General features: G+C 58.2%; 27 protein-coding genes. 14 read left to right on the top strand and 13 right to left on the bottom strand.

Annotated elements, in window-relative coordinates; all coding sequences use genetic code 11:
• A complete protein-coding gene (locus PFRI_RS13835; RefSeq protein ID WP_072631350.1) occupies positions 1 to 930 on the bottom strand; it encodes a methylenetetrahydrofolate reductase in 930 nt (309 codons plus the stop codon).
• Between the two features lie 39 nt (positions 931 to 969).
• Positions 970 to 1,266 carry a virulence factor gene (locus PFRI_RS13830; RefSeq protein WP_072631288.1) on the bottom strand — a complete coding sequence of 99 codons (297 nt, stop codon included), beginning with the start codon at positions 1,264 to 1,266 and terminating at the stop codon, positions 970 to 972.
• A gap of 264 nt (positions 1,267 to 1,530) precedes the next feature.
• Between PFRI_RS13830 and PFRI_RS13825 the strand changes: the two genes are divergently transcribed.
• The 8 genes from PFRI_RS13825 to PFRI_RS13785 all read left to right on the top strand — a co-directional run bounded on the left by PFRI_RS13825 (position 1,531) and on the right by PFRI_RS13785 (position 7,571).
• The gene (locus tag PFRI_RS13825) at positions 1,531 to 2,667 is read left to right on the top strand and encodes a Ppx/GppA phosphatase family protein (RefSeq protein WP_072631349.1); all 1,137 of its coding nucleotides are present in this window, start codon (positions 1,531 to 1,533) and stop codon (positions 2,665 to 2,667) included.
• Between the two features lie 65 nt (positions 2,668 to 2,732).
• Positions 2,733 to 3,467 carry an RlmE family RNA methyltransferase gene (locus PFRI_RS13820; RefSeq protein WP_072631287.1) on the top strand — a complete coding sequence of 245 codons (735 nt, stop codon included), beginning with the start codon at positions 2,733 to 2,735 and terminating at the stop codon, positions 3,465 to 3,467.
• Positions 3,457 to 3,852, top strand: a complete 396-nt coding sequence (locus PFRI_RS13815) for a WYL domain-containing protein (protein ID WP_072631286.1) — start codon at positions 3,457 to 3,459, stop codon at positions 3,850 to 3,852. Before PFRI_RS13820 ends, PFRI_RS13815 begins: the two co-directional genes overlap by 11 nt.
• Before the next feature lie 143 nt (positions 3,853 to 3,995).
• On the top strand, positions 3,996 to 4,868 hold the full coding sequence (locus PFRI_RS21700) for a helix-turn-helix domain-containing protein (protein WP_245812394.1): 873 nt from the start codon (positions 3,996 to 3,998) through the stop codon (positions 4,866 to 4,868).
• Positions 4,865 to 5,335 carry a plasmid mobilization protein gene (locus PFRI_RS21695; RefSeq protein WP_245812391.1) on the top strand — a complete coding sequence of 157 codons (471 nt, stop codon included), beginning with the start codon at positions 4,865 to 4,867 and terminating at the stop codon, positions 5,333 to 5,335. Before PFRI_RS21700 ends, PFRI_RS21695 begins: the two co-directional genes overlap by 4 nt.
• Positions 5,332 to 6,891: a relaxase/mobilization nuclease domain-containing protein gene (locus PFRI_RS13795; protein WP_072631285.1), complete on the top strand. Its 1,560-nt coding sequence runs from the start codon at positions 5,332 to 5,334 to the stop codon at positions 6,889 to 6,891. Before PFRI_RS21695 ends, PFRI_RS13795 begins: the two co-directional genes overlap by 4 nt.
• A 175-nt stretch (positions 6,892 to 7,066) precedes the next feature.
• Positions 7,067 to 7,261, top strand: coding sequence for a type II toxin-antitoxin system RelE/ParE family toxin (locus tag PFRI_RS21530; RefSeq protein WP_211317762.1), 195 nt, complete (start codon positions 7,067 to 7,069; stop codon positions 7,259 to 7,261).
• Position 7,262: 1 nt separating this feature from the next.
• Complete coding sequence (locus tag PFRI_RS13785; RefSeq protein WP_072631284.1) at positions 7,263 to 7,571, top strand: helix-turn-helix domain-containing transcriptional regulator; 309 nt, start codon at positions 7,263 to 7,265, stop codon at positions 7,569 to 7,571.
• 320 nt (positions 7,572 to 7,891) lie between these two features.
• On the opposite strand, the gene PFRI_RS13780 is transcribed toward PFRI_RS13785, so the two are convergent.
• Genes PFRI_RS13780 through PFRI_RS13770 form a run of 3 tightly spaced genes read right to left on the bottom strand, consistent with a single transcriptional unit; the run spans position 7,892 to position 10,297 of the window.
• Positions 7,892 to 8,677: an enoyl-CoA hydratase/isomerase family protein gene (locus PFRI_RS13780; RefSeq protein WP_072631283.1), complete on the bottom strand. Its 786-nt coding sequence runs from the start codon at positions 8,675 to 8,677 to the stop codon at positions 7,892 to 7,894.
• A gap of 41 nt (positions 8,678 to 8,718) precedes the next feature.
• Positions 8,719 to 9,969 (bottom strand): DsbA family protein, encoded by a 1,251-nt coding sequence (locus tag PFRI_RS13775; RefSeq protein ID WP_072631282.1) that lies wholly within the window; start codon positions 9,967 to 9,969, stop codon positions 8,719 to 8,721.
• Between the two features lie 46 nt (positions 9,970 to 10,015).
• Positions 10,016 to 10,297 carry a hypothetical protein gene (locus PFRI_RS13770; protein ID WP_072631281.1) on the bottom strand — a complete coding sequence of 94 codons (282 nt, stop codon included), beginning with the start codon at positions 10,295 to 10,297 and terminating at the stop codon, positions 10,016 to 10,018.
• Between the two features lie 230 nt (positions 10,298 to 10,527).
• On the opposite strand from PFRI_RS13770, the gene PFRI_RS13765 reads away from it, so the two are divergent.
• Together PFRI_RS13765 and PFRI_RS13760 are read left to right on the top strand one after the other, a co-directional pair.
• Complete coding sequence (locus tag PFRI_RS13765) at positions 10,528 to 11,133, top strand: TetR/AcrR family transcriptional regulator (protein ID WP_084649700.1); 606 nt, start codon at positions 10,528 to 10,530, stop codon at positions 11,131 to 11,133.
• Between the two features lie 4 nt (positions 11,134 to 11,137).
• The gene (locus PFRI_RS13760; protein WP_084649699.1) at positions 11,138 to 12,025 is read left to right on the top strand and encodes an SUMF1/EgtB/PvdO family nonheme iron enzyme; all 888 of its coding nucleotides are present in this window, start codon (positions 11,138 to 11,140) and stop codon (positions 12,023 to 12,025) included.
• Here the strand turns inward: PFRI_RS13760 and PFRI_RS13755 are convergent.
• The gene (locus tag PFRI_RS13755) at positions 12,022 to 13,131 is read right to left on the bottom strand and encodes a glutathione S-transferase family protein (protein WP_211317761.1); all 1,110 of its coding nucleotides are present in this window, start codon (positions 13,129 to 13,131) and stop codon (positions 12,022 to 12,024) included. The two genes, PFRI_RS13760 and PFRI_RS13755, sit on opposite strands and share 4 nt — an antisense overlap.
• A gap of 114 nt (positions 13,132 to 13,245) precedes the next feature.
• Between PFRI_RS13755 and PFRI_RS13750 the strand changes: the two genes are divergently transcribed.
• From PFRI_RS13750 to PFRI_RS13735, 4 genes are read left to right on the top strand one after another with little or no spacing between them, the layout of a single operon-like run.
• Positions 13,246 to 14,889: a sulfatase-like hydrolase/transferase gene (locus PFRI_RS13750; RefSeq protein ID WP_072631280.1), complete on the top strand. Its 1,644-nt coding sequence runs from the start codon at positions 13,246 to 13,248 to the stop codon at positions 14,887 to 14,889.
• Positions 14,890 to 14,910: 21 nt separating this feature from the next.
• A complete protein-coding gene (locus PFRI_RS21165; protein ID WP_072631279.1) occupies positions 14,911 to 16,071 on the top strand; it encodes a glutathione S-transferase family protein in 1,161 nt (386 codons plus the stop codon).
• Positions 16,068 to 16,529 carry a hypothetical protein gene (locus PFRI_RS13740; RefSeq protein WP_111445382.1) on the top strand — a complete coding sequence of 154 codons (462 nt, stop codon included), beginning with the start codon at positions 16,068 to 16,070 and terminating at the stop codon, positions 16,527 to 16,529. The genes PFRI_RS21165 and PFRI_RS13740 overlap by 4 nt, the downstream gene beginning before the upstream one ends.
• Positions 16,530 to 16,542: 13 nt before the next feature.
• Positions 16,543 to 16,968, top strand: a complete 426-nt coding sequence (locus PFRI_RS13735) for a hypothetical protein (protein WP_072631278.1) — start codon at positions 16,543 to 16,545, stop codon at positions 16,966 to 16,968.
• Here the strand turns inward: PFRI_RS13735 and PFRI_RS13730 are convergent.
• The 7 genes from PFRI_RS13730 to PFRI_RS13700 form a co-directional block, all read right to left on the bottom strand.
• Positions 16,960 to 17,352, bottom strand: a complete 393-nt coding sequence (locus tag PFRI_RS13730) for a hypothetical protein (protein WP_072631277.1) — start codon at positions 17,350 to 17,352, stop codon at positions 16,960 to 16,962. The genes PFRI_RS13735 and PFRI_RS13730 overlap by 9 nt on opposite strands.
• Positions 17,353 to 17,370: 18 nt before the next feature.
• Positions 17,371 to 18,651 carry a spinster family MFS transporter gene (locus PFRI_RS13725; RefSeq protein WP_072631276.1) on the bottom strand — a complete coding sequence of 427 codons (1,281 nt, stop codon included), beginning with the start codon at positions 18,649 to 18,651 and terminating at the stop codon, positions 17,371 to 17,373.
• A gap of 106 nt (positions 18,652 to 18,757) precedes the next feature.
• The gene (locus PFRI_RS13720) at positions 18,758 to 19,843 is read right to left on the bottom strand and encodes a DUF2855 family protein (RefSeq protein ID WP_072631275.1); all 1,086 of its coding nucleotides are present in this window, start codon (positions 19,841 to 19,843) and stop codon (positions 18,758 to 18,760) included.
• A gap of 20 nt (positions 19,844 to 19,863) precedes the next feature.
• The gene (locus PFRI_RS13715; RefSeq protein WP_072631274.1) at positions 19,864 to 20,946 is read right to left on the bottom strand and encodes an MBL fold metallo-hydrolase; all 1,083 of its coding nucleotides are present in this window, start codon (positions 20,944 to 20,946) and stop codon (positions 19,864 to 19,866) included.
• A gap of 10 nt (positions 20,947 to 20,956) precedes the next feature.
• Complete coding sequence (locus PFRI_RS13710) at positions 20,957 to 21,859, bottom strand: haloalkane dehalogenase (RefSeq protein WP_072631273.1); 903 nt, start codon at positions 21,857 to 21,859, stop codon at positions 20,957 to 20,959.
• Positions 21,860 to 21,870: 11 nt separating this feature from the next.
• A complete protein-coding gene (locus PFRI_RS13705; protein ID WP_072631272.1) occupies positions 21,871 to 22,566 on the bottom strand; it encodes a hypothetical protein in 696 nt (231 codons plus the stop codon).
• Between the two features lie 4 nt (positions 22,567 to 22,570).
• The gene (locus tag PFRI_RS13700; RefSeq protein ID WP_072631271.1) at positions 22,571 to 23,563 is read right to left on the bottom strand and encodes an NADP-dependent oxidoreductase; all 993 of its coding nucleotides are present in this window, start codon (positions 23,561 to 23,563) and stop codon (positions 22,571 to 22,573) included.
• Positions 23,564 to 23,692 lie beyond the last annotated feature (129 nt).

The following is a 23,692-nucleotide window of genomic DNA, read 5'->3' as shown; positions in this document are numbered from 1 at the left end:
TTAGGAAACGTTTGCTGGGCGGCCGGAAGCGCCGCCATTTTCGATAGCCCAGTTGGCGTTGGTTTTTATACCGCCAAGAGGGAAGAAATGGACTTTTTCGATGTTGAACTCAGGGTTTGTGGCCTTGTGCGCTGCGAGTTGCGCGAGAACCTCTGTCGGCTCGTAAGGCAGCAGCAGTTTAGTCACATCCATTGCGCGCTTTTGCAGAACCTTCAAGGAAGGGCCAACGCCACAAGCAATCGCGAACTTGATGAGCGTTTGTAGTTTCGCAGGACCCGCAATACCGATGTGGATCGGGATATCGATGCCAGCCTCTTTGATCGCATCGGCCCACTCAATGATTGGACCCGCTTCAAAGGCGAACTGAGTGGCAAGCGCCATCTCTGCATCGGTGCGCTCATTGAAAGCCTGCTTCCAGCGCAGCGCTTCCATGACGTTTGCGTCAGAGCCGTTTGGATCAATGTCCTTATTGCCCTCAGGATGGCCCGCAACGTGCAAACGTTTGAAGCCAGCTTTGTCGAACAGACCTGTTTCCATCAACTGCATGGAGCTATCGAACGCGCCGTGCGGTGTGGTCACGCCGCCTGCCAACAAAAGAGCTTGGTTCACATCTGCTTCGCCTTGGTAGCGTGCAATCCAATCGGCCAAAGTCGCTTCATCTTTGATGATGCGTGCTGGGAAGTGGGGCATGACATCATAGCCCTCAGCTTTGATGCGTGCCGCTGTGGCGACCATGTCCTCGATGGGCGTGCCCTCGATGTGAGCGACATATACCCGTGTTCCAGTAGGCAAAAGTGCGCTGAAATCTTCGATCTTTTCAGCGGTGCGCGGCATCACTTCGATAGAGTAGCCTTGCAAAAACGCCTCTACCTCGGCGCTGTTACTTACGTCCGCTGGCGCGGCTTTCTTTTTGAAATTCAACAAGGCCATGATCGTGTCTCCCAAACCCATCAAAACGATGCCGAGCGCTTACGCCCAGCCATCCTTTGCAATCAGCGCTTTCAAACGCTCGTTGTTATATTCCGCTTCAATGCGAAGCGCTTCGGCTTCAACGATTGCGTCGGGTTCACCCTCCATCGGGTAGGGCGCAGCCTTGCGCCACTCTGCCAAATAGGCATCCGCGTCTTTGGCGTTCACCTTCATGGCTGCGCGATCAATCGCTTGCTCAAAGCGCTCTTCGAGCTGACGTTTCGAGCCACGACGCCCTTTTCCGACAATCACCTGAGCGGGGATATCGCGCCAATAGACCACTGTTACATCTGGCATCGCTGATTCCTTATGGAGCTTCGCATTGTTGTCCCCTCGTACTGCACCATCGAGCCGCTTCGGGGTTTGTTATCGACAAAACGTCGCACCACAGCGACGCTTAGCGCCAGCATGAACCTAGCCGCGATGCAGCATCTCTCACAAGAGCTGAGCGTGCTCAAAATATTCATGGAGTTTATGAAGGCAGCGCGCGGCACAAGCCCCTTGCGAGGATTGGAAAGCGGGCGTAGTCTCAAGGTAACACGATACATCGGAGGGCGTACAATGGCGCCCAAGCGTCCCAAAGGTGCGGGCGCGCTCCCGAAGAATGGCCCTTTTGATGGCCCCAAGACGGTAGAGAGCCCTGCGCCCAAACCGCCCGTTTCTGACGCGCTTTATGCTGCGTTGGATTTGGGTACGAACAGTTGTCGCATGCTGATTGCTCAACCCAAGGGCAGTCAGTTTCATGTGATAGATAGCTTTTCGAAATCCGTCCAACTTGGCGCGGGTCTTGAGAGCACAGGCAAGCTAAGCCGTGCGTCCATGGCGCGCACGATTCAAGCTTTGCGTATTTGTCAGCAGAAACTGAAGCGTCACAAAGTCAAACACATGCGTCTTGTTGCGACAGAAGCCTGTCGTCGTGCCGGCAATGGTGCGGGTTTTATGCGCCAGATCACGCGTGAAACGGGGCTGACGCTCGATATCATCAAACCCGAAGAAGAAGCGCGTTTAGCCGTTATTTCATGCGCGCCGCTTGTGTCGAAAGAGACCGAACAACTGCTTGTTGTCGATATCGGGGGGGGATCGACCGAATTGGTCTGGATCGATCTGTGCGCTGTTCCGTCGCAAGAGAGACCCAAAGCAATCATGCGGTTGCATGCGGGATTTCATAACGCGAACAACAAGCATGCCGCAGCGAAGGTCGTTGATTGGATCTCCGTCCCCTTAGGTGTCGCGACCCTGCGGGATCACTTTGATGATGTCGAGGATGACGCTGCACGTTTCGCGCTTATGAGTTGGTATTTCGAAGAGCATTTGTCTGAGTTTGCGCCCTACAAAGACGAGCAAACAAGGGCTGGTTTTCAGATCGTTGGAACGTCCGGCACAGTGACAACTGTCGCAGCCTCACATCTTGGGCTAAAACGCTATGACCGCAATAAGGTTGATGGGCTTCGCATGAGTTCGGATGAAATCGACAAGGTGATCCGCATGTATCTCAAGCTTGGCCCAACAGGACGGCGCCGTGATCCAAGGATCGGACAAGACCGTCAGGCGCTGATCATGTCGGGGGCTGCAATCTTGCAAGCGCTTTTGCGGTGTTGGCCAACCGATCAACTCTCTGTTGCAGACAGGGGGCTGCGCGAAGGTTTGCTCTATGCGCAAATGAGCGCGGATGGTGTTTTGGAAGACGGCGTGTATTAAGGGGGCGCGATTTTTCTAGAAAAATCGAATCCCGCGTCAGTCAGACGTTTGAAAGAGTAGAGATCATGGCGAAGACCCCAACGGGCAAAAACAATTCCGGCCGAGGCCAACGCGATTTGACCGTCAAAGTCAAAAGCGCGCGCGGACGGCGCATGTCCTCCACGCTTTGGCTACAGCGCCAGCTCAACGATCCATACGTCAAACGCGCCAAAGCAGAAGGCTACCGTGGCCGCGCAGCGTTCAAGATCATGGAAGTGGACGACAAATATCGCTTTCTGGTGCCCGGTGCGCGTGTCGTGGACCTTGGCTGTGCGCCAGGTGGTTGGTGCCAAGTGGCCGTGCCACGGATCAACGCACTCGGCGATCGTCGCGGCAAAGCGCAAGGCACGATCCTTGGAATTGATATCCAAGAGGTTGAAACAATGGCTGGCGCCGAATTCCATGTCCTCGATTTTCTCGACGAAGGCGCGGATGATTTGGTCAAAGGCTGGCTTGGTGGGCAGGCGGATGTGGTCATGTCCGACATGGCAGCGTCTTCATCAGGTCATAAGCAAACAGATCACTTGCGCATCATGCATCTTTGCGAAGCGGCCGCGTATTTCGCATTTGATGTTCTGGCCGAAGGTGGCACCTTTGTTGCGAAAGTCCTTGCCGGTGGTGCAGAAGGGGAATTGCAGAAAGTTCTCAAGCAAAACTTCACCAAAGTTGCGCATATGAAACCGCCAAGTTCGCGCTCTGACAGTTCTGAGAAGTTTGTTGTTGCAACAGGATTTAAAGGGCGTGGCAGTGATGAAGAGTAAGCTGTTGATGTTTTTGGCGACGATCCCCTTGGCCGCGCAAGCACAAAGCCAGTTCGAAGCTGAGCTTTGCGAGGCGGCAACAAACAATCGCACCATCGAAATGGTTTACGACAAAGATGCCTCAAAAGGTTGCGAGCCGCGCCTTATCGACGTGCACCAGGTCGCAATCGGCAACAATGGCAGTCTTTATATGCATGGCTGGCAATTTCGAGGTTGCACCAAAGGGCGTGATTTTGAGGCTAAACGCATCTTTAAGTTTGAAAAGATCAAATCGGTCAAATTGATCGGTTCTACATTTGGCGAAAAATCTCAGGCAGCAAAAGACGCAGGCTGGGACGGTTGCATCGGCTCGAACTGTTTTATCAAAGAGAATATTTGCGAGTAATCTGGTAGGCCCGGCAGGCAGAGCACAAAATCACGAAAGCAACAAGTTAGGCTGACGAACTGCAAAAACGCGGCCTTTGATTTTATTACGATAATTTGGCACATGACGAACCTTTTTTCGCAAACGGTTTGTGGTTCTAAGCCATGAGCGGGATGGCATTGATCTGGGCCGCGAACGTCAAAGGCCTTAAACCAGCCGCCAAGATTGTGCTTATCCAACTGGCGGACTTTCACAACAAAGAAACTGGCCAGTGCAATCCAAGCGCACAGCGGTTGGCGGACGAGTGCGAGATGGGCCGCGCGACCCTGTTTCGACACATGACAACCTTGGAGGAATGCGGCCTTGTCACGCGTCATGCCCGTGGGGATGGCGACGGCGGGCGCGGCTCCAACCAGTATGAACTGCACCTCGATATCACGCTTGGTCCAAGCGCCTGCCCGAAGGGTGGCGCGAGTGACTCCAATGGGGAAACGTCTCAAAATGAGACGGGGGGAAACGTCTCAAAAATGCCGGGGAAAAGTCTCAAGGGTGAGACGGGGGTAGTCTCAAAACGAGACACGAACCTTACCATTGAACCTACAAAAGAACCTCCTTCGCGCAAGCGCGAGGCGGGGGAGGTTGAGAAGGTTTTAGCGGCGTATCCGCCCGACCGATTACGTGGCAAAGTGGCTTGCCTTGCCCAAATCGAAGAGGCCATGAAGGAAGGGTTCGCGCCGGGGGACTTGCTTCAGGCGGTCGAAGCCTACGCCACCGACAGCGCAGGGTTTACCCGCTCCAAGGTCTGCTTTTCCGACAACTGGTTTCAGTCACGGCGCTGGCAAGGATACATAGAGGACATCCACGCCAAGCGAGAGGAAGCGCGAGCTGCAAGCGCAGATCACCATGCGCGGCTGGCCTTCTGGATCAGTGACAAAAGCCCGATGTGCAAGCACATCACGGCCCCGCAGGTGACGGCATTGCTTGCCGCAAAGCTGGTGACACAGGCGCAAATTCAAGCCGCTGGCCTCAGAACATGACCGCACCCGACCCGACGACAGAGCAAACAGCAAGGTTACCCACCGATTACATCGGCGGGACTTGTGAGGGGCGGCATGCCTCCCCTTCAAACCCCAACCAGACGCGCGAGGAGCACGTCAAGGAGGGCCTTTCCGAGACTGTGATCTTTCGATGCACCGTTGCGGAGAAGGCTGCGCTCGTCGCCAAGGCGGACGCCGCTGGACTGCCCAATGCCACGCTAATGCGTGAGGCTTTGGGACTGGTCCAAGCGCGGCGGCGCAAGCCCGTGCCGCGTGTTGACCCGTCGCTGACGTTGGCCGTTGCCCGCGTTCGCGGCAACCTCAACCAACTGGCGCGATGGATAAACGGGGCCGTCAAATCTGGTCGCGCAAGCCACATCGAAGCCCTCAAGGTCAGCGTGCGCCTTGTCGTGATTGAGCGCCAGCTTGCGCAGATCATTGGCCAGCACAGCGATGGCCCGCAATGATCATCTCGTTCTTTTCGTCTGGCACGGGTGGCGGCGCGGCCCCTGTTGACTACCTGACAGCCCGTGAGGTTTTGGCCTACGACGAAAACCGCAATTTGATCCGCGATGATTACGGCCAGCCGCAGATCAAAATCCGCGACCCACTGCCCGAAGTGCTGCACGGCAATCCCGACCGGACGCGGGATTTGATCGACGCAAGCGCGAACAAGCGGAGCTACACCGCTGGCGTGATCAGCTTCGCGGACAGCGACCAGCCCAGCGAGGACGCCCAGCAAGAGGCCATTGAGCTATTTGAGGCTCTGGCCTTTGCGGGGCTTGAGGCGGATCAATACGACTGCCTGTGGGTGCGTCATATGCACGAAGGCAATGTTGAGCTGCATTTCTGCACGCCGCGATTGGAGCTGGCGACGGGTAGGGCGTTGAACATCGCACCGCCGGGGCATGAAGCCGCGTTCAGCACATTGCGCGACGTATTGAACAAGTCCCATGGTTGGGCCGACCCAATGGAACCTGACCTTGCCCGAGACTTCAAACTGGTGCGCGAGAGTGCCGACCGCGCCGAAGCCCGTAAGGTCATCGTTTCTGCGCTTTATGACCAGATTGAAGTGGGCCTGATCACCGACCGCGCATCCATGGTCGCCTTCTTCGAGGACACAGGCTTCGAGGTCACGCGCCAAGCGGCAAAATCAATCAGTGTCCGCGATTCTGAATTCTCAAAACCGTTCAAACTTGAAGGCGTTCTCACTCATGAAAACTGGTCCCCAATCCGACACGCAGAAATCGCGGTTGAGTATGAAACTGGCGCAGATGCAAACCGAACAAGAAGACTTGATGGCCTCTCACATGAGCGCCTTCGTGCAGACCTCGCAGACCATGTTGGACGACGCGCAGACTACAATGAAGAACGATACGGCGCACTTTCTGTTTCACAACAGGAACTTGTTCAAGGAACGGATCGAACTGATCAAGAATTGGATGACGTTCTCACCTTGGATCATCACGGGGATCATCGTGACGGGGATCGCCTTGATGATGGTCGCGAGCTGGCTTTGGACGGTCCAGCTGACGCGCTCGGAACTGACGGAACTGGGCCTGACACGGATCGACAGGGAAGACGGGACATGACTGGTGCTGGACCCGACCAAGACGCGGCTGAGGACCTGCACGCTGGGCGGCAGGTCAGTGACCTGCATCAAGATCGCCGAGGATTAGATGACGACACCCCTGACAGCCTTGGAACGCGACTTGCTCGCCTGCGTCGAGCGGTTGGTGACGGCCTGCGAGGTCTCAGCAAAGGAATTGAGCGGGTTAGAGGCACGCTCGACGACGAGGATGCAGAGTCAGATGGATGGATTGGCCGCCTGCGTGTCAGCGCTCATTCAATCGCAAACGGCGTCCGTAGCTGCGTTGAACGGCTTGTTGAGCGAGGGGCAGAGCTACGGGAGGCTGCGCACGCAACTCGAGACCAGCTTGAAATTAGTGAAAGCCGCCGAAGAGAAGTTGAGACGGAGTTAGAAGAGCGTGAGGTCGAGATGGACCGGGGGATGACGCATTGAGGGGGCAAAATTGATTGAAAAATGGTAACGTATGTGTCACCAATGGCCGCAATGAATAAGCTTGTAGTCTATGTCACAGAGGTGGGGAAAACGCCGTTCGAAGATTGGTTCAATGGTCTGGATACGGCGGCAGCATTGAGGGTGCGCACGGATCGAGACGGGCAATCTGGGCGACGTGAAGCCAGTCGGGCAAGGCGTGTCAGAGCGGCGCATCACCTTTGGTCCGGGATACCGCGTCTATTTTGGTAAGGACGGCGATACGCTTGTGATCCTGCTATGTGGCGGCACAAAAAAGCGCCAGTCGAAAGATATCGAGCAGGCCAAAGCATATTGGGACGACTACAAGTCCCGCAAAGAGAAAGGCGACTGACATGCCACTGACGAAAGACTTCAAAGACACGATCAAAGCACGCGCTGAGCGCGATCCTGAATTCCGCGCGGGCCTGTTCCGCGAAGCCATTGAAGCGATGCTCAGCGACGATCTGGAGACCGGCAAGGTGCTGCTGCGCGACTACGTTAACGCCACGGTTGGGTTCCAGGCCTTGGCGCGAGATATGGACAAGGATCCCAAGAGCCTGATGCGGATGCTTAGCGCCAAAGGCAACCCGCGCGCGGACAATCTGCTGGCGATGGTGTCACGGTTGAAAAAGCGCGAAGGCGTGTCCTTTTTGTTGACCTAAAGCAATCAGTTACACGCGCGATTTTTACACTGACCATTTGTGCGAGAAATAGCCACGCAATCGGCTTCGAAAGCTGAAGCCTTTTGCGAACGAGAAAAACCGGATATTCGCTGCGCTCTTCCTGAACTGACACAACGCGGGACTTTCCGGACTTGTGCACGCGCAGCTACTGCTCACGCAGCATTACTTTGCATATGCAGTGAGCTCTACGCTGCAACGCAGCCCAAGTCGCAGAAGCGGTCGTTGCCGGCCGGTTTTGACGGCCTCATCCAAACAACACTTTCGCCGCATAGCGCGTGAATGGGCGAGACGCAGGCAAGTCAGTCATCCTTGTTAAAGACAGGCTCCCGTTTTTCGAGAAACGCCAGCATGCCCTCTTGGGAATCTGCTGTGTTACCCGTGAGCAGCACCGCTGCCCGTTCATCAAGAATTGACTGCCGCAAGCTTTTCGCCTCAAAGCCAACGATGGTGTCGAGCACGCCTTTCACAGCAAGACGCGGCTGCTTTGCAAGTTCCTCTCCTAGAGCCTGTGCCCGTGCCTTGATCTCGGTGACCGGGCACGTTTCCATGACCAACCCAAACTTCAGGGCTTCTTCTCCGGAAATTTTTCGTCCCCGAAGGATCATATCGAGCGCAACATCGCGGCCAGCCACCCTCGGCAGGCGGCCAGAGCCGCCCCAAGCGGGGACCGTACCGAGGTCCATCTCCGGCAAACCGATCTGAGCGCCTTCATCTGCTGCGAGCCGGAAATGACAGGCCAGCGGTAGTTCAAGCCCGCCCCCCAGACAATAACCAAACAATGTTGCTATGCTGGGTTTGCCCAGGTTCTCGATGAGATCGAGGACCCGCAGGCGTTGGTCCAGAACCGCCTCCAATGATCCCTTGCGTTCGATACCCTCGGGAATCTGCTTCAGATTCATGCCAACTGAAAAGTGGTCTTCGCCCGCTGATGTAAACACAAGCGCGCGAACAGAGTTGTCAGCGCCCAGTTCCGGGACCAGACGCTCAAGCTCGTCCATGTATTCAAGGGTCATGCGGTTATAGGGCGCGTCATTGTTGGACAATGTGGCGACATGGTTTTTTATGCTCAGCAATACAGCGCTCAATGTCGTTTCCTAGTCGTTTTCCTTGCGGGACAGTGCCGGCTTCAAGCGAGCAACCAGAGCCTGTCCTGGCCCCAGAATACGGTGTCGCCGCAGCGGAAACTAGGCACGCCCCACAGGCCCAGTGCGGTCAGGATACGCCGGTTTTCTTCGACTTCCGCGCGCCAGGTGTCGCTTTGAAGGTGCGGTTTTGCCTTGTCCCAATCCAGCCCGGCCCGTTCGACAATCCGGGCAAGGCCGCGGTTTGTTTTGGCGTCGATCCCGTCGGCCCAGACGCCACGCAGAAAGCTTGAGGCATAATCGTCCAGTCGCCCGGCCTCGCGTGCGTATCCGATCAGCGCATAGCCGCGCTCGACCGCCTTTCCAAGCGGGTCACAGACATGGCCAAACGGGATACCCAGCCGTCGGGCTTCGCGGGCGACGTCATGCATGATGTAGAACCGTTTTGCCCGGGGTACAGGCAGGCCACGCATGACCATTGGCAGGACCGGGCGGAAGCGAAGTTCTACGCCACGGGACTGGGCAATGTCGCGGGCGCGGTCAAAGGCGAGATAGGAATAGGGGCTGCGAAAAGAGGCGAAAAGTTCGATCACCGTGCCCGGCAGGGCAGGGGACGTCGCATCGGGTGCGGGTGGGGCGTATATTGGGTCTGCTAGCGCGTCCGGTTTGGCCACGCCTCGCCCGCGCAATCGGGCTTCCAGGTAATGCAGCCGGTCAATGCCCCAGTACCATTCGCCGCCATAGTGGAAGGTTGCACCAAGATAGTGCCCCAGCTGTTCCAGCCGCGCGTCGCCTTGTGCCATCCCTGTGGCCGGTTTTGTCACAGAGGCGTCCGGCAAAGCCTCGCCCTGCCACAGGGCGCTGCCGACGGCGATCGCGGTCTGAGCGAAATCGGGCCGAGGCAAGGCAGCGGCCACAAGGGCGCGGGCATGGTCCAGCCTTTCGGTTGTTGGCGGGATCGGCGTGGCGGGAAGGGCAAGCCCTGCCTTTGCGGCCAGCCGCGCGGCATCCAGCCTTGCATAACTTTCCAGCGCCGTCCGGTCCGGCGCGGCCCAGTCTGGCGGCGCGGAGATCAGGTGGGGGCGAAGCTCGATCTCATAACGATCCTGAAGCCGGCGCAGGATCTGTGCTGTCAGATGAGAGTATGGATCAGAGACGTCATGGAAATAGTCGACGACATGCGCTGCATCTCGGCGCAGGCGCTGCCGCTCGAAAGCGGCCCGTTTTCGCAATTGCCGTGGTTCGCCCGTGATATGGGCAATGATGCGCGATTTGATCAAGCTGTCAAAGGACATGAATACCTATCTTTCCAGGTCCGACCCGGCGCATGGTTTCCAGGATTCAGGAATTCACCTTTTGCAGGCACGCCACGGCCTGTTTGGCTTTACCCCTTACCCCGATAAAGGCAACTTCGTCTTTGGACACCATGTCTTTGACGGTTGATTTGATCCGCGCCTCGTTGCCTGACTTGTCGCCAACCACGATTTTCGGTTTGACCCTGTTGTAGATCAACTTGCTGTCGCCGGATAGCCCGGCAGCGCAGGCATCGGCCTCGTTCCATCCGGCCTGTGCGCCTGTTGCGCTGATTGCTAACGCGAATGCGAAGATTGTGACTGTTTTCATCGGTGACCTCCTGTCGATTTGAAGGACGCCGTTTAGTATTGGTCTTTCGGCGATCTTCCGTCTCTTGCGAAATGTCTAAAGTAATGTCATTATATGTGTCAACAAAGTGCCTAAGGGCGTTACAATCAAAGCGCTCAACCGGACTGGCGCGGTCGTTTTTCTAAGTGCTGGCATTTTGGAAGCCATTCAAATAGGTTGTTGGGAATGGTTGACCTGAAAGGAATGCAGCAGTGGCAGTCAAGGCGGAACCCGTTGCAAAAAAAGAAAAAACAGACGGTCGTAAGCAACGCAGTGCGCGCAGCCGGGACAAGATCAAGACATCGATCCTCACTTTGATCCGCGCCGGTATCTATTCCCCGCGGGCCATCGATATCTCAGAGCATTCGGGCCTGAGCATGCGCACAGTGTTTCGCCATATCGATGACATGGAAAGCCTGCTGCGCGAAATCGCGGGCGATGTGCAGAAAGAAGTGCTGCCTCGGTTCCTGCAGCCTTACACGGCAACCGACTGGCGGGGTCAGCTGGACGAGAATATCGCGCGCCGCGTCGCGGTCTGGGAAGACATCCTGCCAATCCGCATGTCTGCATCGCTGAGCCGGTTCCGGTCCAAGTTCCTGTTGGAGGAGTACCAGCAGGTTCTTGAGCTTGAGCGCGCCGGCCTTCGGTCCGTGCTGCCAGACAGCATTAGAGGTGACGAGGTGCTTTTCCGGGCGTTGAACGAGGTGACGGGGGTTGGGTGCTGGCTCAACCTGCGGATGGATCAGGAGCTGTCCCCCAATGCCGCCGAAGCAGTCGTGCGCCGCACTGTCGATGCTTTGATTGCCAGGGCCGAGTAGCGAGATGCGCTGGCTGGTTTTGCTGTCCGGTCTGGCGGCTCTTGGTCTGGCGTGCGCGTTCCTCTGGTGGCCGGGCGGGGATGGGCCGGGACGAAGCTGTGTTCTGCCCGACGCTGACATTGGCGGGTTCGTGCAGGTGCCGGGCGGCGGGTTCGTCAAGGGTGCCGACGCGATCTATCCCGAAGAGGGCGGGCCTATAAAGCTGCATGTCTCGCCGTTCTTGCTGTCCGTCACCGAGGTGACGAATGACCAGTTCGCCGCATTTGTGGCCGCCACCGGCTATGTCACCGAGGCCGAGCGAAACGGCGGTTCGGCAGGTTTTGTCGAGACCGACACGCCGTCCGACCTGCTGTCCTGGTGGAAGCTGGACAAAGGCGCGACCTGGCGCACGCCAGCCGGGGCAGGGTCGGATATTGCCGGGCTGGGCCGCCACCCAGTGGTGCATGTCAGCCTCACGGATGCACGCGCCTATGCGGCATGGGGCGGGGGAAGATTGCCCAATGAGATTGAGTGGGAATATGCCGCGAGCCTTGGCCTTTTTGACCCCGACGATCCGGAATCCGGCCTTCGCGGCCCCAATGGCGAGATCCGGGCCAATACTTGGAACGGCGTTTTCCCTGTGCTGAATACGGCCGAGGATGGGTTCGCGGGCACCGCCCCGGTGGGATGCTACCGGGCCAACCTGATCGGCGCCCATGACATGATCGGCAATGTCTGGGAGTGGACTGAAACGCCGTTTGGCGACGGTAGTCCGCAGTTCACCATCAAAGGCGGGTCTTATCTGTGCGGTTCGAACTATTGCCGCCGTTATCGCACTGCGGCCCGTGAAAGCCTTGAACCCGACTTTTCAACCGCGCATACCGGGTTTCGCATTGTGAAGGATCCGGCTTAGGGGGGTGTCGTTAACACTTCGCAGCCGGTGCCGTCGAATGCATCGCGCACTGCGGTCTGGTCTTGCGTCGAAAGCGCGGCGAAGCTGTCGCGCAACACCCGTAGGCATTTGGCCTGATAGGGGAACGTGGCTTGTGTCCAGGGCGCTCCGTCGATCTCTAACGTGACCTGTTTTTCACTCGCCGCATGGGCGGCCGCATTGGCCTGCATGTAAGGCGCATAGGTTCGGCCAATCTCTGCGAATAGCGGGCGCAGGGTGGTGGCGGCCTCGTCGCGCGACAGCCAGCCGTCATCATGAGCGGCGTAACCGGTGGCGTCTTCCAGATGATCAATCCACGCCAGAAGGCGCGGCGCACTTTCACGCGCGATCGCGGCAGAGGTCGGTTCGATGCCAAGAAGCTGGGTGAACTGGCCATAAATGGCGAAATCAGCGGCCGAGGGGCGGGTGCCAAACAGGAACGGGCGGGTTGCGATCAGATCGTCGAGGCACGCTAGAACACGTCTATAGCTGGCTTCGATGGTTGCAGCGGTTGCGTCGTTCGAACCGACGACGCCAAGGCGTCCGGCCTGACGCGCGGCAAAGTTTTCGGCAAGGTCATTGGCCGGGCCTTTTGCCGCCTGTGGCATCATCCAGTAGACCAGCAGCGGCGCGACATGATCGGCGTTTTCCGGCACCGCCCAGCGATAGTGGAACATTATCTTGGTCAGCCATTCATCGGCGTAATCCTCGACAATGTCCTGAAGGAACCGGGTGACGGGATCATCGGGCAGCGCGGGTCGCCCTTGGTATTCGCCTTCGAACCGGCGGATAAGGGGCGTGCTGTCGGTCACCGCCTGCAGTTCGCCCGCTTCGTCCGGCAGGTAGAAAGTGGGAAAGAGCGCGGGCTTTGGCTGCGGATAACCCTTCAGGCTGTCATGCATACTGATATGAAAGCGATAAGGGATTCCGCGATAGCGCAGATAGGCCAGCATTTTCCGTGTATACGGCGAGGCCGGTGCACCAAGAAATTCGATGGGTTTCGGTGATCCAGACATTTCGCCCTCCCGCATATCGGCATACAATATGTCAAAAAAGCAGATCGCGCGCTGCGATGCAATGGGTGACATGCAAGTAACCTGCGGAATTACGCAGCGACACCGGACTTGCGCTTTTCATCTTCCACGATAAATTGACATTAGATATGACAAAATAAATTGCGCCGGTCAGGGAGGACAAGGCCAATGTGGAAAAAGATTATTCTCGGCGCGGTGGCGTTGATACTTGTGGCGGGTGTTGTTGGATATGCAAAGCGGATGGATATCCTGCTTTATGTCGTTGCCAACCGGGATCTCCCTGAGACGGGGCCCAACCGTCCAATCACTTGGGAAAAAGGGCCCGAGAAAACCGAATCCTTGCCCGCCGATAGACCCAACATCGTGTTCATTCTGCTGGATGATGTTGGCATCAATGACCTTAGCGGCTTTGGCGAGGGTATCACCCCGACGCCCAATATTGCCCGACTGGCAGCCAAGGGCGCGATTTTCACCAATGCCTATGCCGGGCACGCCAACTGTGCGCCATCACGGGCGGCGATCCTGACCGGGCGCGATGCATCCAGCACGGGCTATGACGCGACGCCCACGCCCGATGGCATGGGCCGGATGATCGCCATGATCGGCAACTACAACCCCATGGGACGGCCCGAATACATCTATGACAAAGCTGCCGACGCGGCCAATCCAAAATTCAACTCTCGCGGCCTGCCAGGATCGGAGATCACCGTGGCCGAGGTCTTGCGCGATACTGGCTATCACACCATGCATATCGGCAAATGGCATCTGGGTCGGGCGGAAGGCATGTGGCCCAAAGACCAGGGCTTTGATGAAGATCTGATGATGGCCAGCGGGCTTTTCCTACCAGTCGACGATCCGAACGTGGTCAATGCCAAACTGCACTTTTCGCCCATCGACAAGTTTCTGTGGGCGCGGGTGCAATATGCGGTGATGCAGGGGGGTGGCGACTGGTTCGCGCCCAAGGGCTATCTGACGGACTATTTTACTGATCATGCCGTGCGCGCCATTGAGGCCAACGCGGGTCGGCCGTTTTTCCTTTATCTGGCGCACTGGGGCGCGCACACGCCTTTGCAGGCCACGAAAGAGGATTACGAAGCGGTTGGCGATACCCAACCCCACCGCAAACGGGTCTATGCGGGGATGATGCACTCGCTTGATCGTTCGGTGGGTCGCATCATGGACAAGCTTGAGGCGGAAGGGATTGCCGACAATACGATCGTGGTTCTGTCCAGCGACAATGGCGCGGCGGATTATATTGGTATTGATGGGGTCAATGCGCCTTATCGCGGTTGGAAAAATACGTTTTTCGAAGGCGGGCTGAAAATCCCGATGTCGGTGACATGGCCAGGCAAGATCGCTCCGGGTACAAAAATCGACACGCCGGTGACGCATCTTGACTTGATGCCGACGCTGGTGTCCGCCGGGGGCGGGGCGCTGCCAAAGGATCGCGATATCAATGGGCACGACATGACGCCGCTTTGGACCGGGGCGGACCGGCTGGCACGGCCGGATGACGCGATACATTGGGGCACCGCGGATTATCGGGTGGTGCAGGCGGGGGGCTGGAAATTGCAGCTCAACCCGAGCTTCGATCAAGGCTGGCTGTTCAATCTGAATGACGACCCGACCGAGCAAACCAACCTGATCGATGAAGAGCCGGAAAAGGTGGCTGAACTGACCGCGCTGATCGAGGCGCATTGGGAGGGTTCGCAACCTCTGGCGCAGTCGGTCGTTGCGGCCCCGCTGGCCATTGACAAGCATCTGGCCGAAGAAATGGTCGCGGGGGATGCCTTTGTTTACTGGCCCAATTGATCACTCGAAAGGTGAACTGACATGAAGGAACAGGTTGTTCTCTACGGCGGCAAGCTGTCGCTTTACAGCGCGCGGGTGCGGTCCTATCTGCGCCATCAGCGCATCCCCTTCACGGAGCGCGCGCCGGGGTCAGAGCGGGCTCTAAAAGTAATCTACCCTGCAATCGGGCGGCGCATCGTGCCTGTGGTGGAACTGGCGGATGGTACGCTCCTGCAGGACGGTGCTCGGATCATCGATCATTTCGAGGCCTCGGGCCTGGGCCGGTTCCCGGTCTACCCCGACGACCCCGCGCTGAACGTGGTGGCGCGGCTGTTCGACCTGTTCGGCAACGAAGGCCTGATGCGTCCGGCGATGCATTATCGCTGGAACCTGCCCGAACAAACCCCTTTTGTCCGCCATATTTTCCGCGAAGCCCTTGCGATGAACAAAGACGACGCGGGACTGGACGCGGATTTCGACAAGCTGTCGGGGTTCTTGCGCAAATGGACCGCGATGATCGGGGCAAATGCTGAAAATGCGGCGGCGATCGAAGCAGCCTATCTGGATTTTCTGGACCGTCTGAACGCGCATTTGGCTGTGATGCCCTACGTGCTGGGCGCACGGCCGACGATCGCGGATTATGCGCTGTTTGGCCCGCTGTTCGCCCACTTGGGGCGGGACCGGCTGCCGCTTGCGCTGATGCAGGAGCGCGCGCCTTTTGTGTTTGACTGGACCGAGCGGATGAACGCGTTCGAGGATATCGAAGACGCGGTTTCGCAGGCTTGGGGCGACGGCATGGTTGATCTTGAAAAACCGCCGGAAACGCTGGTGTCTCTGCTGGACTATGTGGCCGAGGAGTACGCCGCTGAATACGCTGCCCATCATGCGTATTGCGACCAGTGGCTGGCGAAACAGCCCAACGAGGTGATCGAAGGCCACCGGGTCATCGGAATGACGCAATTCGAACTGCGCGGGGCCGCGATGCCGGTGCCGGTCAAGGCCTATCGGCATTTTTTGTCGCAACGCTTGACCGATTCCTTTGACCAGGCACCGGAAGGGGCGCAACAGGTCGTGCGGCGTCTTTTCGATCGAACCGCGCTCAGCCCGTTCCTGGATCTGCGCTTGCCACGTCGGGTCGGGCGGCGCGACCATTTGGAGACATGGGAACCCATTGAGGCCGCAGCCGAACAGGAGCGCGCGTGACGCAGGTTTTGAACCGCCTTTTCCCCAGTGTTTTTGATAACAACTTTCCGGGGCAACCCATAGCGTTATGGGTCTTTTATGCTCTCACGGTGCTGACGCTGTGGCGCAGTTGGCATCACCTGACGGCGCCGGATGGCGGGGCACAAAGCATCGCGACAATCCCGCTGGACAGTTATCCGGCGGGGGCTGCGGCCACGGTGATCGGGATTTTTGCGCTGTGGGGATTGTCGCAACTTGTCATCGGGCTGCTCTATCTGATGGCCGCGATCCGCTATCGGTCGCTCATCCCGCTGTTCTATTTGCTGATGATCGCTGAGTACGCCGTCCGGATGTTGATCGGAGGTTTCAAGCCGGTCGAGACTGCTGGCACTGCGCCCGGTGCGGTGGGCAACTTGCCGTTGATGGCTCTTGCAGCGGTGATGCTGGTGCTGTGCCTGATCCCACGGAAATCTAACTGACAACAGGTAACGTATGGACTTCGCAAATCTTTTCCCAGCGTCCAGCAATGCGGGCTATGACGGATCGATCCTATCGGTTTGGTATCTTGGGCTTATGGCGGTGCTGACCATCGGACCGGGCTGCATCCACTATTTCCTACGCGATGGAGGTGCGCAGTCCATCGCCGGGCTGCGGCTGGAACGGCATCAACGGCTGATCTTTCACCTGTTTGCTTGGGCCGGAGCGACCCAGATCGTCTGGGGCCTTGCGATGGCGGCGGTGGTCTGGCGCTATCAGGCCTTGGTGTCGCTTGTGTTGGCGCTTCTGGTGATCGAGCGCTCCCTGCACCTTTGGAGCATGTGGATCGGATCGAAATCCGGCGGATATCGCCCGCCCGAGGCCTATATCACCTTGGCACTGGTGCCTGCGAACCTGCTGTTCCTACTGCTGTCACTCTGAACGCAGCGAAGTGGCGCCGGAGGTCAAGGCCTGGCCGATCTCTTCGCGAAGACGCATGGCAATTTGATCCACAGGTATCTCGCTGAGATTTCCGCGAATGCCGGACAATTGAGCGTTCAGAGCCTGCACTTCGGCTGTCAAAGCGTCGATCCGGTTGCCGTCGATTTGCGAAAGACCCGGATCCGATCCGATCTCGGACAAAGTCTCGGTCATCTGTTCGATGCGCGCCGAGGGGGCGTTCAGGGCCGCGCGGGCGGCGTCGCCTGCACTTTCGGCTAGGGTCGACACGCGAGACACCAGTATGAGGGACAGCACGACAAAAATGATCACCAGCATCAGCGTTGCGTTCAACAGGGAAAGACCCAGATCTTTCAGTGTTTTCATATCAACCTCTCGTTTCGTTCAATTCGACTTTGCCTCGGCCATAGCATTTGCCGAGCGTTTGAAGAAGTGCGCGCTAACCAGCCCAATGAGCGCTGCAATCGACAACGCAATGGCCAGACCTTGCCCAGGAAAGGCGGGTTCCAGAAGATCGCTTGTTGCGCCGATAAGTACCGGGCCAAGGCCAAGGCCAATCAGGTTCATTGACAGCATCACCAGCGCTGCACTGACCGCGCGCATTCGCACCGGAGATAGAGTCTGCACCAGCCCCAGAGACGGCCCGAGGTAGAAGTTGATCAGGAAGATTGGGATAAAGAACAGCGGCAACGACGCAACGAGGTGCGGCACCTGAAAGGCGACGGCCAGAATCGGCACCGCGATCAGTGTCACTTTGCCCAGAAGACGCGGAATTTCGTGGGTGCCGTTCCGTGTGGCCCGGTCGCAAAGCTTGCCGCCGGTGATCGCCCCAAGGATACCCGCAACACCGAGTACCAGCCCCATGATCGCGCCGGCCTGGGTTTCAGCGATGCCATGGGTGCGCATGAAGAACGAGGGCAGCCATTGTGCCAGCCCGTAACCCAGCATGGATTGCAAGGTGATGGCGACGGCCAGATATCGGATCGCCGGGGTCTGCCACAGGCGCGAGAATGTGTCGCGCACCGGCGTCGGCGCGGCGGGTGCTTCGTTCTCGAAGGTGCCGCGGGGCGGTTCCTTCAGGAAGGCCATGACAAAGAAAGTCAACAGGACCCCCGGAGCGCCCACAGCCATCAGGGCGGCGCGCCAGCCATAGTGTTCGCTGATGGCGCCTCCGACGATAAAGCCGAAGATCATGCCAATATTGGCACCCAGCATCAGGATCGCCATGGCTGACGAGCGTTTCTCGGCAGGGTAGTAATCCGCCACGATCGATTGGCTGGAGGGGTTCACGCCGGCCTCGCCGATGCCGACGCCGATGCGGAACAGGATCAGCGTGACCAGCCCGACGGCAAAACCGCAGAGCACGGTAAAGACCGAAAAGACCAAGAGCGAAATGACGATGATCAGCTTGCGATTGCCCCGGTCGGCCAGCCGCGCCACCGGGATGCCCAGCGTGGCATAAAAGATTGCAAACGCCAGCCCGCCTAAAAGGCCAAGCTGGGTGTCAGAAAGGCCGAACTCCGCCTTGATCGGGGTAAACAGCACCGACAGGATCATCCGGTCAGTGATTGACAGTGTGTATGCCAACAAGAGCAAGATCAGCGCACTGCGATGTCCGGCAAGCGGCCGGACGCCGCCTGGTGCCGATGGTTCGACTGTTGTCATTTGTCCCTCCCTGAACCCTGTGTGGTTTCAGAGAATGTATTAAGTGACATATTATATGTCAAAATAATTCAGAAGCGATGCCGCCGTCACTGCCTCTGTGGACCTTTCAGATGCTGACAATCAGGCCGGTGCTGCCGGGCACCTTGTTGTCCAAAAGCCCAAGCCAGGACGCGGCGGCCGCGTCCGCGCCACTCTGCGCTACGATAACCAGTGTCGAGGCAGTGTCCTGCGTCACCTCGATACTGGCGGTAAAGGCCTTTTCCCAGAACTTGCCCGGCCCCCATTCCTTGTCGCGCTTGCCCATATGGGTGGGGGCAAAGAAGAAAGTGGGTTTTGCGCCGGGCAGGCCCGCGGGCGGTTTGCCTCCATCCTCCCAATGGGTGGCACCGACCACCCAGGTGGCCAGAAGGTTGTCGGTGAAATGCTCGTGAATACGCACGGTCAGTGGCCTGTCACCGGACATATCGACAAAGACCGACTTGGTAGACGGATCCAGTTCGTTTTCCGTGCCGTAGACCGTGATCTCGTCAAAACATCCGAGCTTTTCGCAAAAAACGGCATTGCCCGTCGATGTGAGCCCGACAACGCGTTTGTCCAGCGATTTGTCATTGAACAACAAATGCGCAAGACCAAAACCAGTCTTGGACGAAGCCGAGCCGATCAGCACCTGATCGGCGCCGAAAAAGTCATTGTCGATCAGGAAATCATAAAGAATGTAGGACGTGGCGAAGAGCGGGAAGAGGATGCAACGTTCGTCTTCGAATTGGCTCAGGATTTCAGGCTCCGGCCCGGTACGCATGTATCCGTTATACATCGGCGGCAGCGCCGCACGATGCTCGGCCGTGTCAACAAAGCGAGCGGGCTTTACCTTGCCTGGGCGCAGCACCACATGGCTGGCCAGCGGGAAGAAGCCCCAGACCCGTTCACCGGATTCGATCTCGGCACAGTTGCTATCGACCACATGGGCAAATCCCCATGCCGGCACCTTGCCCCAGGTCTCATCGGCGGGAAAATAGCCCCAGTACCCAATCGAGTCGCCGGTCACGGCATAGCTTACGTTATTGGCGGTCAGGCCGACTTTCTCGATTTTCATCAGAACTTCACCCTCTCGCAGTTCGGGGGCGGAGCGGGTGACGGTCTTGGTCTCGCGCAGATCGGCGCGGTTGGTCCAAAGCTCGGTTATTTCGGTCATGGTCAATTCCTCTTGTCGGGTCAGAACCCGAAACCGTTGATATGGGTGATGTCATCTGTCCCGGCGGGCAGGCTGATGATCTGGCCGTCCTCGGCCACGGTGATCTCGCCGTCGTAGGCGTCGCGGGTGCCTTTCAGAAACAGCGGGTAAAGCTGCCGGGACGGCAAGGGCGGTACGATGTGGTGCAATACCAAGGCGTCAGCACCTGCATCCTGCGCGGCGCGGGCCGCATCGACCGGGCTGGCGTGATAGTCCTGGATGTCGAACAACACCTTGTCGAGATGCGCCAGCCCGCGTTTCTTGAGCGGTGCGCGCAGGATCTCGACCATCTCGACATTCAGTGCATCGTGCAACAGCAGGTCCGTGCCTTTTGCCATCCGCACAAGTTCCGGATGATAGATGGTATCGCCCGAAATGGTGACCAAGCGATCCTTGTAGTCAATGCGAAAGCCAAGCGCCGGGTCGGCCGGGTGATGGGCGACCGATACGGCGGTGATGGTCAGATCGGGGACTTCATGGATGACGACCGGTTGTTCGCCCACAGTAAGGGTGCGCGCAGTGGCGCCAAAGCCTGCAAGGTCGGCGATGTCCGCACCGTGATGGGCCAGCCTGTAGGTGCTGTCGATCCGGTAGGCGGCGTTGAAACCATCCACGACTTCGCTAACGCCCTCCGGTCCCCAAACCGGGGTCGGGGTCTTGCGGCTGCCGTTGATCCAGCTTTGCAGCAGGAACTCACCCAGCCCGTCGACATGATCGGAATGCAGATGTGTCAGAAGAGCTGCCTCGACCCTTCCCATGGGAAAGCCCATCCGCCCCAGATTTCCGATGCTGCCCGCGCCGGTGTCTACGACAAAAACATGGCTCCCGGCGACGATCCCGGTGCAGGGGCCTGCACGCAGCGGGTCGGGCATCGGAGAGCCTGCATCGCAGATAAAGACATGCAGCCCGTCGGGCAGGGACGCCGCGCGATCAACACCCGCGTTCTGGTTGGCAATACGCGTCATCACCGCCTTGGAGATGTGTATCTGCCCGGCTTTCAGCCCGATGACGGCAAGGACAACGACGGCCATTACGCCGAGCAGGATTTGCAGTTTTCTGGACATGCAAGCGACCTCAGCTGGTTTTCTCAATGAAGGTCAGGATACGTTTGACCAGTTCGTCGGGCTGGTCTTCCTGGATGAAATGCCCTGCCGGGTCGAGGATGTCGTGATCCTGTCCTTTGGCTCCGGGAATAATGTCGCGCCCGGTCCTGAACCAGCCGCGGGCGACCACGTCCTGCCGGCCGAAGAGGAGCAGGAAAGGTTTGTCGAATGTCTTCAGCTTTTCCCATGCGGCCCGGTTCAATTCGACCCCCGGCACGTCCGGCTCGACCGCGATGAGCGAGGGGAATTTCAAGAGACCCGCTTCAAAGCGCCTTGTCGGGAAAGGCGCGCGATAAGCCGCCATTTCCGCTTTCGACATTGTGCGTTCTGTACCGTTTTGCACCATGAACCAGGGAAACCGGGGCGCAAAGCGCATGGCGCGGCGCCACATGCGGAAGAACCGTGTGGAACCGGAGCCGGTGGGCAGACCGGTATTCGACGCCACGACGCGGGTAAAGCGGTCGGGCATCTGCGCGACCATGTAAAGACCGATGGTCCCGCCCCAGTCCTGACAGAAGAGCGTTATGCCTTGCAGATCCATCGCCTGCAGCCATCGCGTCATCCAATCGTAATGGCGCGCCAGCGAATAGTCGGATTTGCGCGATGGCTTGTCCGAGCGCCCGCAGCCCACCAGATCGACAGCGATGACCCGGTGCCCTGCCTCTGCCAGCGGGTTGATCATATGGCGGTAGAGATAGGACCATGTCGGGTTGCCATGCATGAGCAGGATCGGCGTGCCATCCTTTGGGCCTGCCTCGATATGATGAATGCGAATATCGATGCCATCGGTATCCGTGATGGTGGTGTAATGCGGCTCAAAGGCAAAATCGGGCAGGTCGCGGAACCGGTCGTCGGGTGATCGCAGAATCTCCATGGTGGGGCTCCTCAATATAGCGCCAGAATGGCGATATTGGTGAGCGCCGCGCCAAGGGACAGGATCAGCGCCACGAGCGCGCGCGGCCCGGCAAAGCCTGCCATCAACATTTTGGTGGGATAGCTGATGGTCTCGACAATGGCTTCGCGTTTGAACCGGTGGATATCGTCAAAGTCAGTGTTGCTGGCCAATTCCACCAGGTCGCGGCGACTGCGATAGCGCATGACGTTGCTGATTCCCCAGTTCACGCCGGTCTCAGAGGTTGGACCCCAACTGTCGAGGTCACTGCCATTTCGCTGCAACAGCAACACGGGGTGCCCGCCGCGCAGGATCAGCCCTTTGATGAACGGTTTCGAATAGCTCTCGACCAGCTTGTGTGGGGCGGTGGGTGCGCCGGTTTCGGGATGTGCCACCTTGCTATCGGCAAACTTTACAAGGTTCTGCATGAAGAACTCGCGCCCGTCGTCGGCTTCGAGAAAGGCGCGAAAGTCTTCGATGTTCGTTTCATGCTGAGTAGCCTGTAAAAAGCGGTCGATCTCTGCTTGTGTCAGGGGGCCGCGCCAATTCTGATAGTGGCTAAGGAAAAGGGTATAAAGCGCCGCCGCGCCGATCCAAGGCCAGGCCCAGCAAGGGGCGACCGCTAGTGCCGCCAGAGCAATCGCAACGGCAGGCACGCCGATCCAGAACTGCGGGGGAAGATTTGTCATCGCTCTATACCTTGATCAGCAATTTGCCGGTGTTTTCGCCGCGGAACAGCATCTCGAAGGCTTGCGGAAAGTTTTCGAGACCCTCCAGCATGTGTTCGCGATAGGTCAGTTTGCCTTGGTGTTTCCATTTCAGAAGCTGCATGAACGCCTCGGGCACCCGGCGCATGTAATCGCGCATGGTAAAGCCCTGCATGCGGGCCGAATGGGTGATCAATGCCATGTAATTTGATGGCCCTTTCATGTTGAACATGTCGCCATATTGCGAAATGGCACCGCAGATCACCAGCCGCGCACGACGGTTGATGCGCGCCAGCACCTCGTCCAGAACCTCGCCCCCGACATTGTCGTAATAGACGTCGATCCCGTCCGGAGTTTCGCGCTCCAGCCCTTCGCGGATGCTTTCGTTCTTGTAGTCGATCACGCCGTCGATTTTAAGCTCATCACGAAGCCAAGCGCATTTTTCGGGGCCTCCGGCAATGCCGATGACCCGCGCGCCTAGGTTCTTGGCAACCTGACAGGCGATTGAGCCCACCGCCCCGGCGGCGGCCGAGATCACCACGGTTTCACCTGTCTTGGGCTGCCCGATATCGGTGATGCCGAAATAGGCGGTATAGCCGGTCATGCCGAGGCCCGAAAGATAGTCCTTGGGCTCGGCCAGAGAGATGTCGATCTTGCGGATGAATTTCGAAGGTAGAACACACGCGCTCGCCAACCCGGTGAATCCGGTGACCCAATCGCCGGGCGCAAACCCTTCTGCCTTCGAGGCGACAACCTCGCCCACACCAAAGGCGCGCATGATCTCGCCGGGTTGAACCGGCTCGATATAGCTGCGCTTGTTCGTGATCCAGCCGCGCATGGCCGGGTCAACCGAAACATGGCTGAGTTTCAGTTGGACCTCTCCGTCCTGCAACTGCGGTGCCGGGTCACGGGTAATGCGCCACAACTCGTGGTCGGTTGGGGCCGGGCCGGCAAAGCGAATCTGGATAGGATTGGTCATACGTGATTCCAGTGATTTATATTGACACATAATATGCTAATATAATCAACTGAGCGTGGCAAGTCCGACGCGGCGTTTATTCAAAAGCGAGCCCATGGGGAGGGCGGTCAGCATATCCGTTGACCGCCC

Origin of the sequence: Planktotalea frisia, assembly GCF_001890925.1 — a bacterium.
In the GTDB taxonomy this organism is placed as follows: Bacteria; Pseudomonadota; Alphaproteobacteria; order Rhodobacterales; family Rhodobacteraceae; genus Planktotalea; species Planktotalea frisia.
The sequence above is the reverse complement of the archived record's forward strand: the minus strand, read 5'-3'. Positions and strand labels throughout refer to the sequence as shown.

Excerpts from the sequence above, each read along its gene's own strand:
- PFRI_RS13820 (WP_072631287.1), top strand. The coding sequence starts at position 2,733 with ATGGCGAAGACCCCAACGGGCAAAAACAATTCCGGCCGAGGCCAACGC.
- PFRI_RS21700 (WP_245812394.1), top strand. The coding sequence starts at position 3,996 with ATGAGCGGGATGGCATTGATCTGGGCCGCGAACGTCAAAGGCCTTAAA.
- PFRI_RS21165 (WP_072631279.1), top strand. The coding sequence starts at position 14,911 with ATGAAGGAACAGGTTGTTCTCTACGGCGGCAAGCTGTCGCTTTACAGC.
- PFRI_RS13710 (WP_072631273.1), bottom strand. The coding sequence starts at position 21,859 with ATGGAGATTCTGCGATCACCCGACGACCGGTTCCGCGACCTGCCCGAT.
- PFRI_RS13725 (WP_072631276.1), bottom strand. The coding sequence starts at position 18,651 with ATGACAACAGTCGAACCATCGGCACCAGGCGGCGTCCGGCCGCTTGCC.
- PFRI_RS13755 (WP_211317761.1), bottom strand. The coding sequence starts at position 13,131 with ATGTCACCCATTGCATCGCAGCGCGCGATCTGCTTTTTTGACATATTG.
- PFRI_RS13705 (WP_072631272.1), bottom strand. The coding sequence starts at position 22,566 with ATGACAAATCTTCCCCCGCAGTTCTGGATCGGCGTGCCTGCCGTTGCG.
- PFRI_RS21695 (WP_245812391.1), top strand. The coding sequence starts at position 4,865 with ATGACCGCACCCGACCCGACGACAGAGCAAACAGCAAGGTTACCCACC.
- PFRI_RS13830 (WP_072631288.1), bottom strand. The coding sequence starts at position 1,266 with ATGCCAGATGTAACAGTGGTCTATTGGCGCGATATCCCCGCTCAGGTG.
- PFRI_RS13770 (WP_072631281.1), bottom strand. The coding sequence starts at position 10,297 with ATGAAAACAGTCACAATCTTCGCATTCGCGTTAGCAATCAGCGCAACA.
- PFRI_RS13815 (WP_072631286.1), top strand. The coding sequence starts at position 3,457 with ATGAAGAGTAAGCTGTTGATGTTTTTGGCGACGATCCCCTTGGCCGCG.
- PFRI_RS13825 (WP_072631349.1), top strand. The coding sequence starts at position 1,531 with ATGGCGCCCAAGCGTCCCAAAGGTGCGGGCGCGCTCCCGAAGAATGGC.
- PFRI_RS13835 (WP_072631350.1), bottom strand. The coding sequence starts at position 930 with ATGGCCTTGTTGAATTTCAAAAAGAAAGCCGCGCCAGCGGACGTAAGT.
- PFRI_RS13750 (WP_072631280.1), top strand. The coding sequence starts at position 13,246 with ATGTGGAAAAAGATTATTCTCGGCGCGGTGGCGTTGATACTTGTGGCG.
- PFRI_RS13735 (WP_072631278.1), top strand. The coding sequence starts at position 16,543 with ATGGACTTCGCAAATCTTTTCCCAGCGTCCAGCAATGCGGGCTATGAC.
- PFRI_RS13785 (WP_072631284.1), top strand. The coding sequence starts at position 7,263 with ATGCCACTGACGAAAGACTTCAAAGACACGATCAAAGCACGCGCTGAG.
- PFRI_RS13775 (WP_072631282.1), bottom strand. The coding sequence starts at position 9,969 with ATGTCCTTTGACAGCTTGATCAAATCGCGCATCATTGCCCATATCACG.
- PFRI_RS13715 (WP_072631274.1), bottom strand. The coding sequence starts at position 20,946 with ATGTCCAGAAAACTGCAAATCCTGCTCGGCGTAATGGCCGTCGTTGTC.
- PFRI_RS13720 (WP_072631275.1), bottom strand. The coding sequence starts at position 19,843 with ATGACCGAAATAACCGAGCTTTGGACCAACCGCGCCGATCTGCGCGAG.
- PFRI_RS13700 (WP_072631271.1), bottom strand. The coding sequence starts at position 23,563 with ATGACCAATCCTATCCAGATTCGCTTTGCCGGCCCGGCCCCAACCGAC.
- PFRI_RS13730 (WP_072631277.1), bottom strand. The coding sequence starts at position 17,352 with ATGAAAACACTGAAAGATCTGGGTCTTTCCCTGTTGAACGCAACGCTG.
- PFRI_RS13795 (WP_072631285.1), top strand. The coding sequence starts at position 5,332 with ATGATCATCTCGTTCTTTTCGTCTGGCACGGGTGGCGGCGCGGCCCCT.
- PFRI_RS13760 (WP_084649699.1), top strand. The coding sequence starts at position 11,138 with ATGCGCTGGCTGGTTTTGCTGTCCGGTCTGGCGGCTCTTGGTCTGGCG.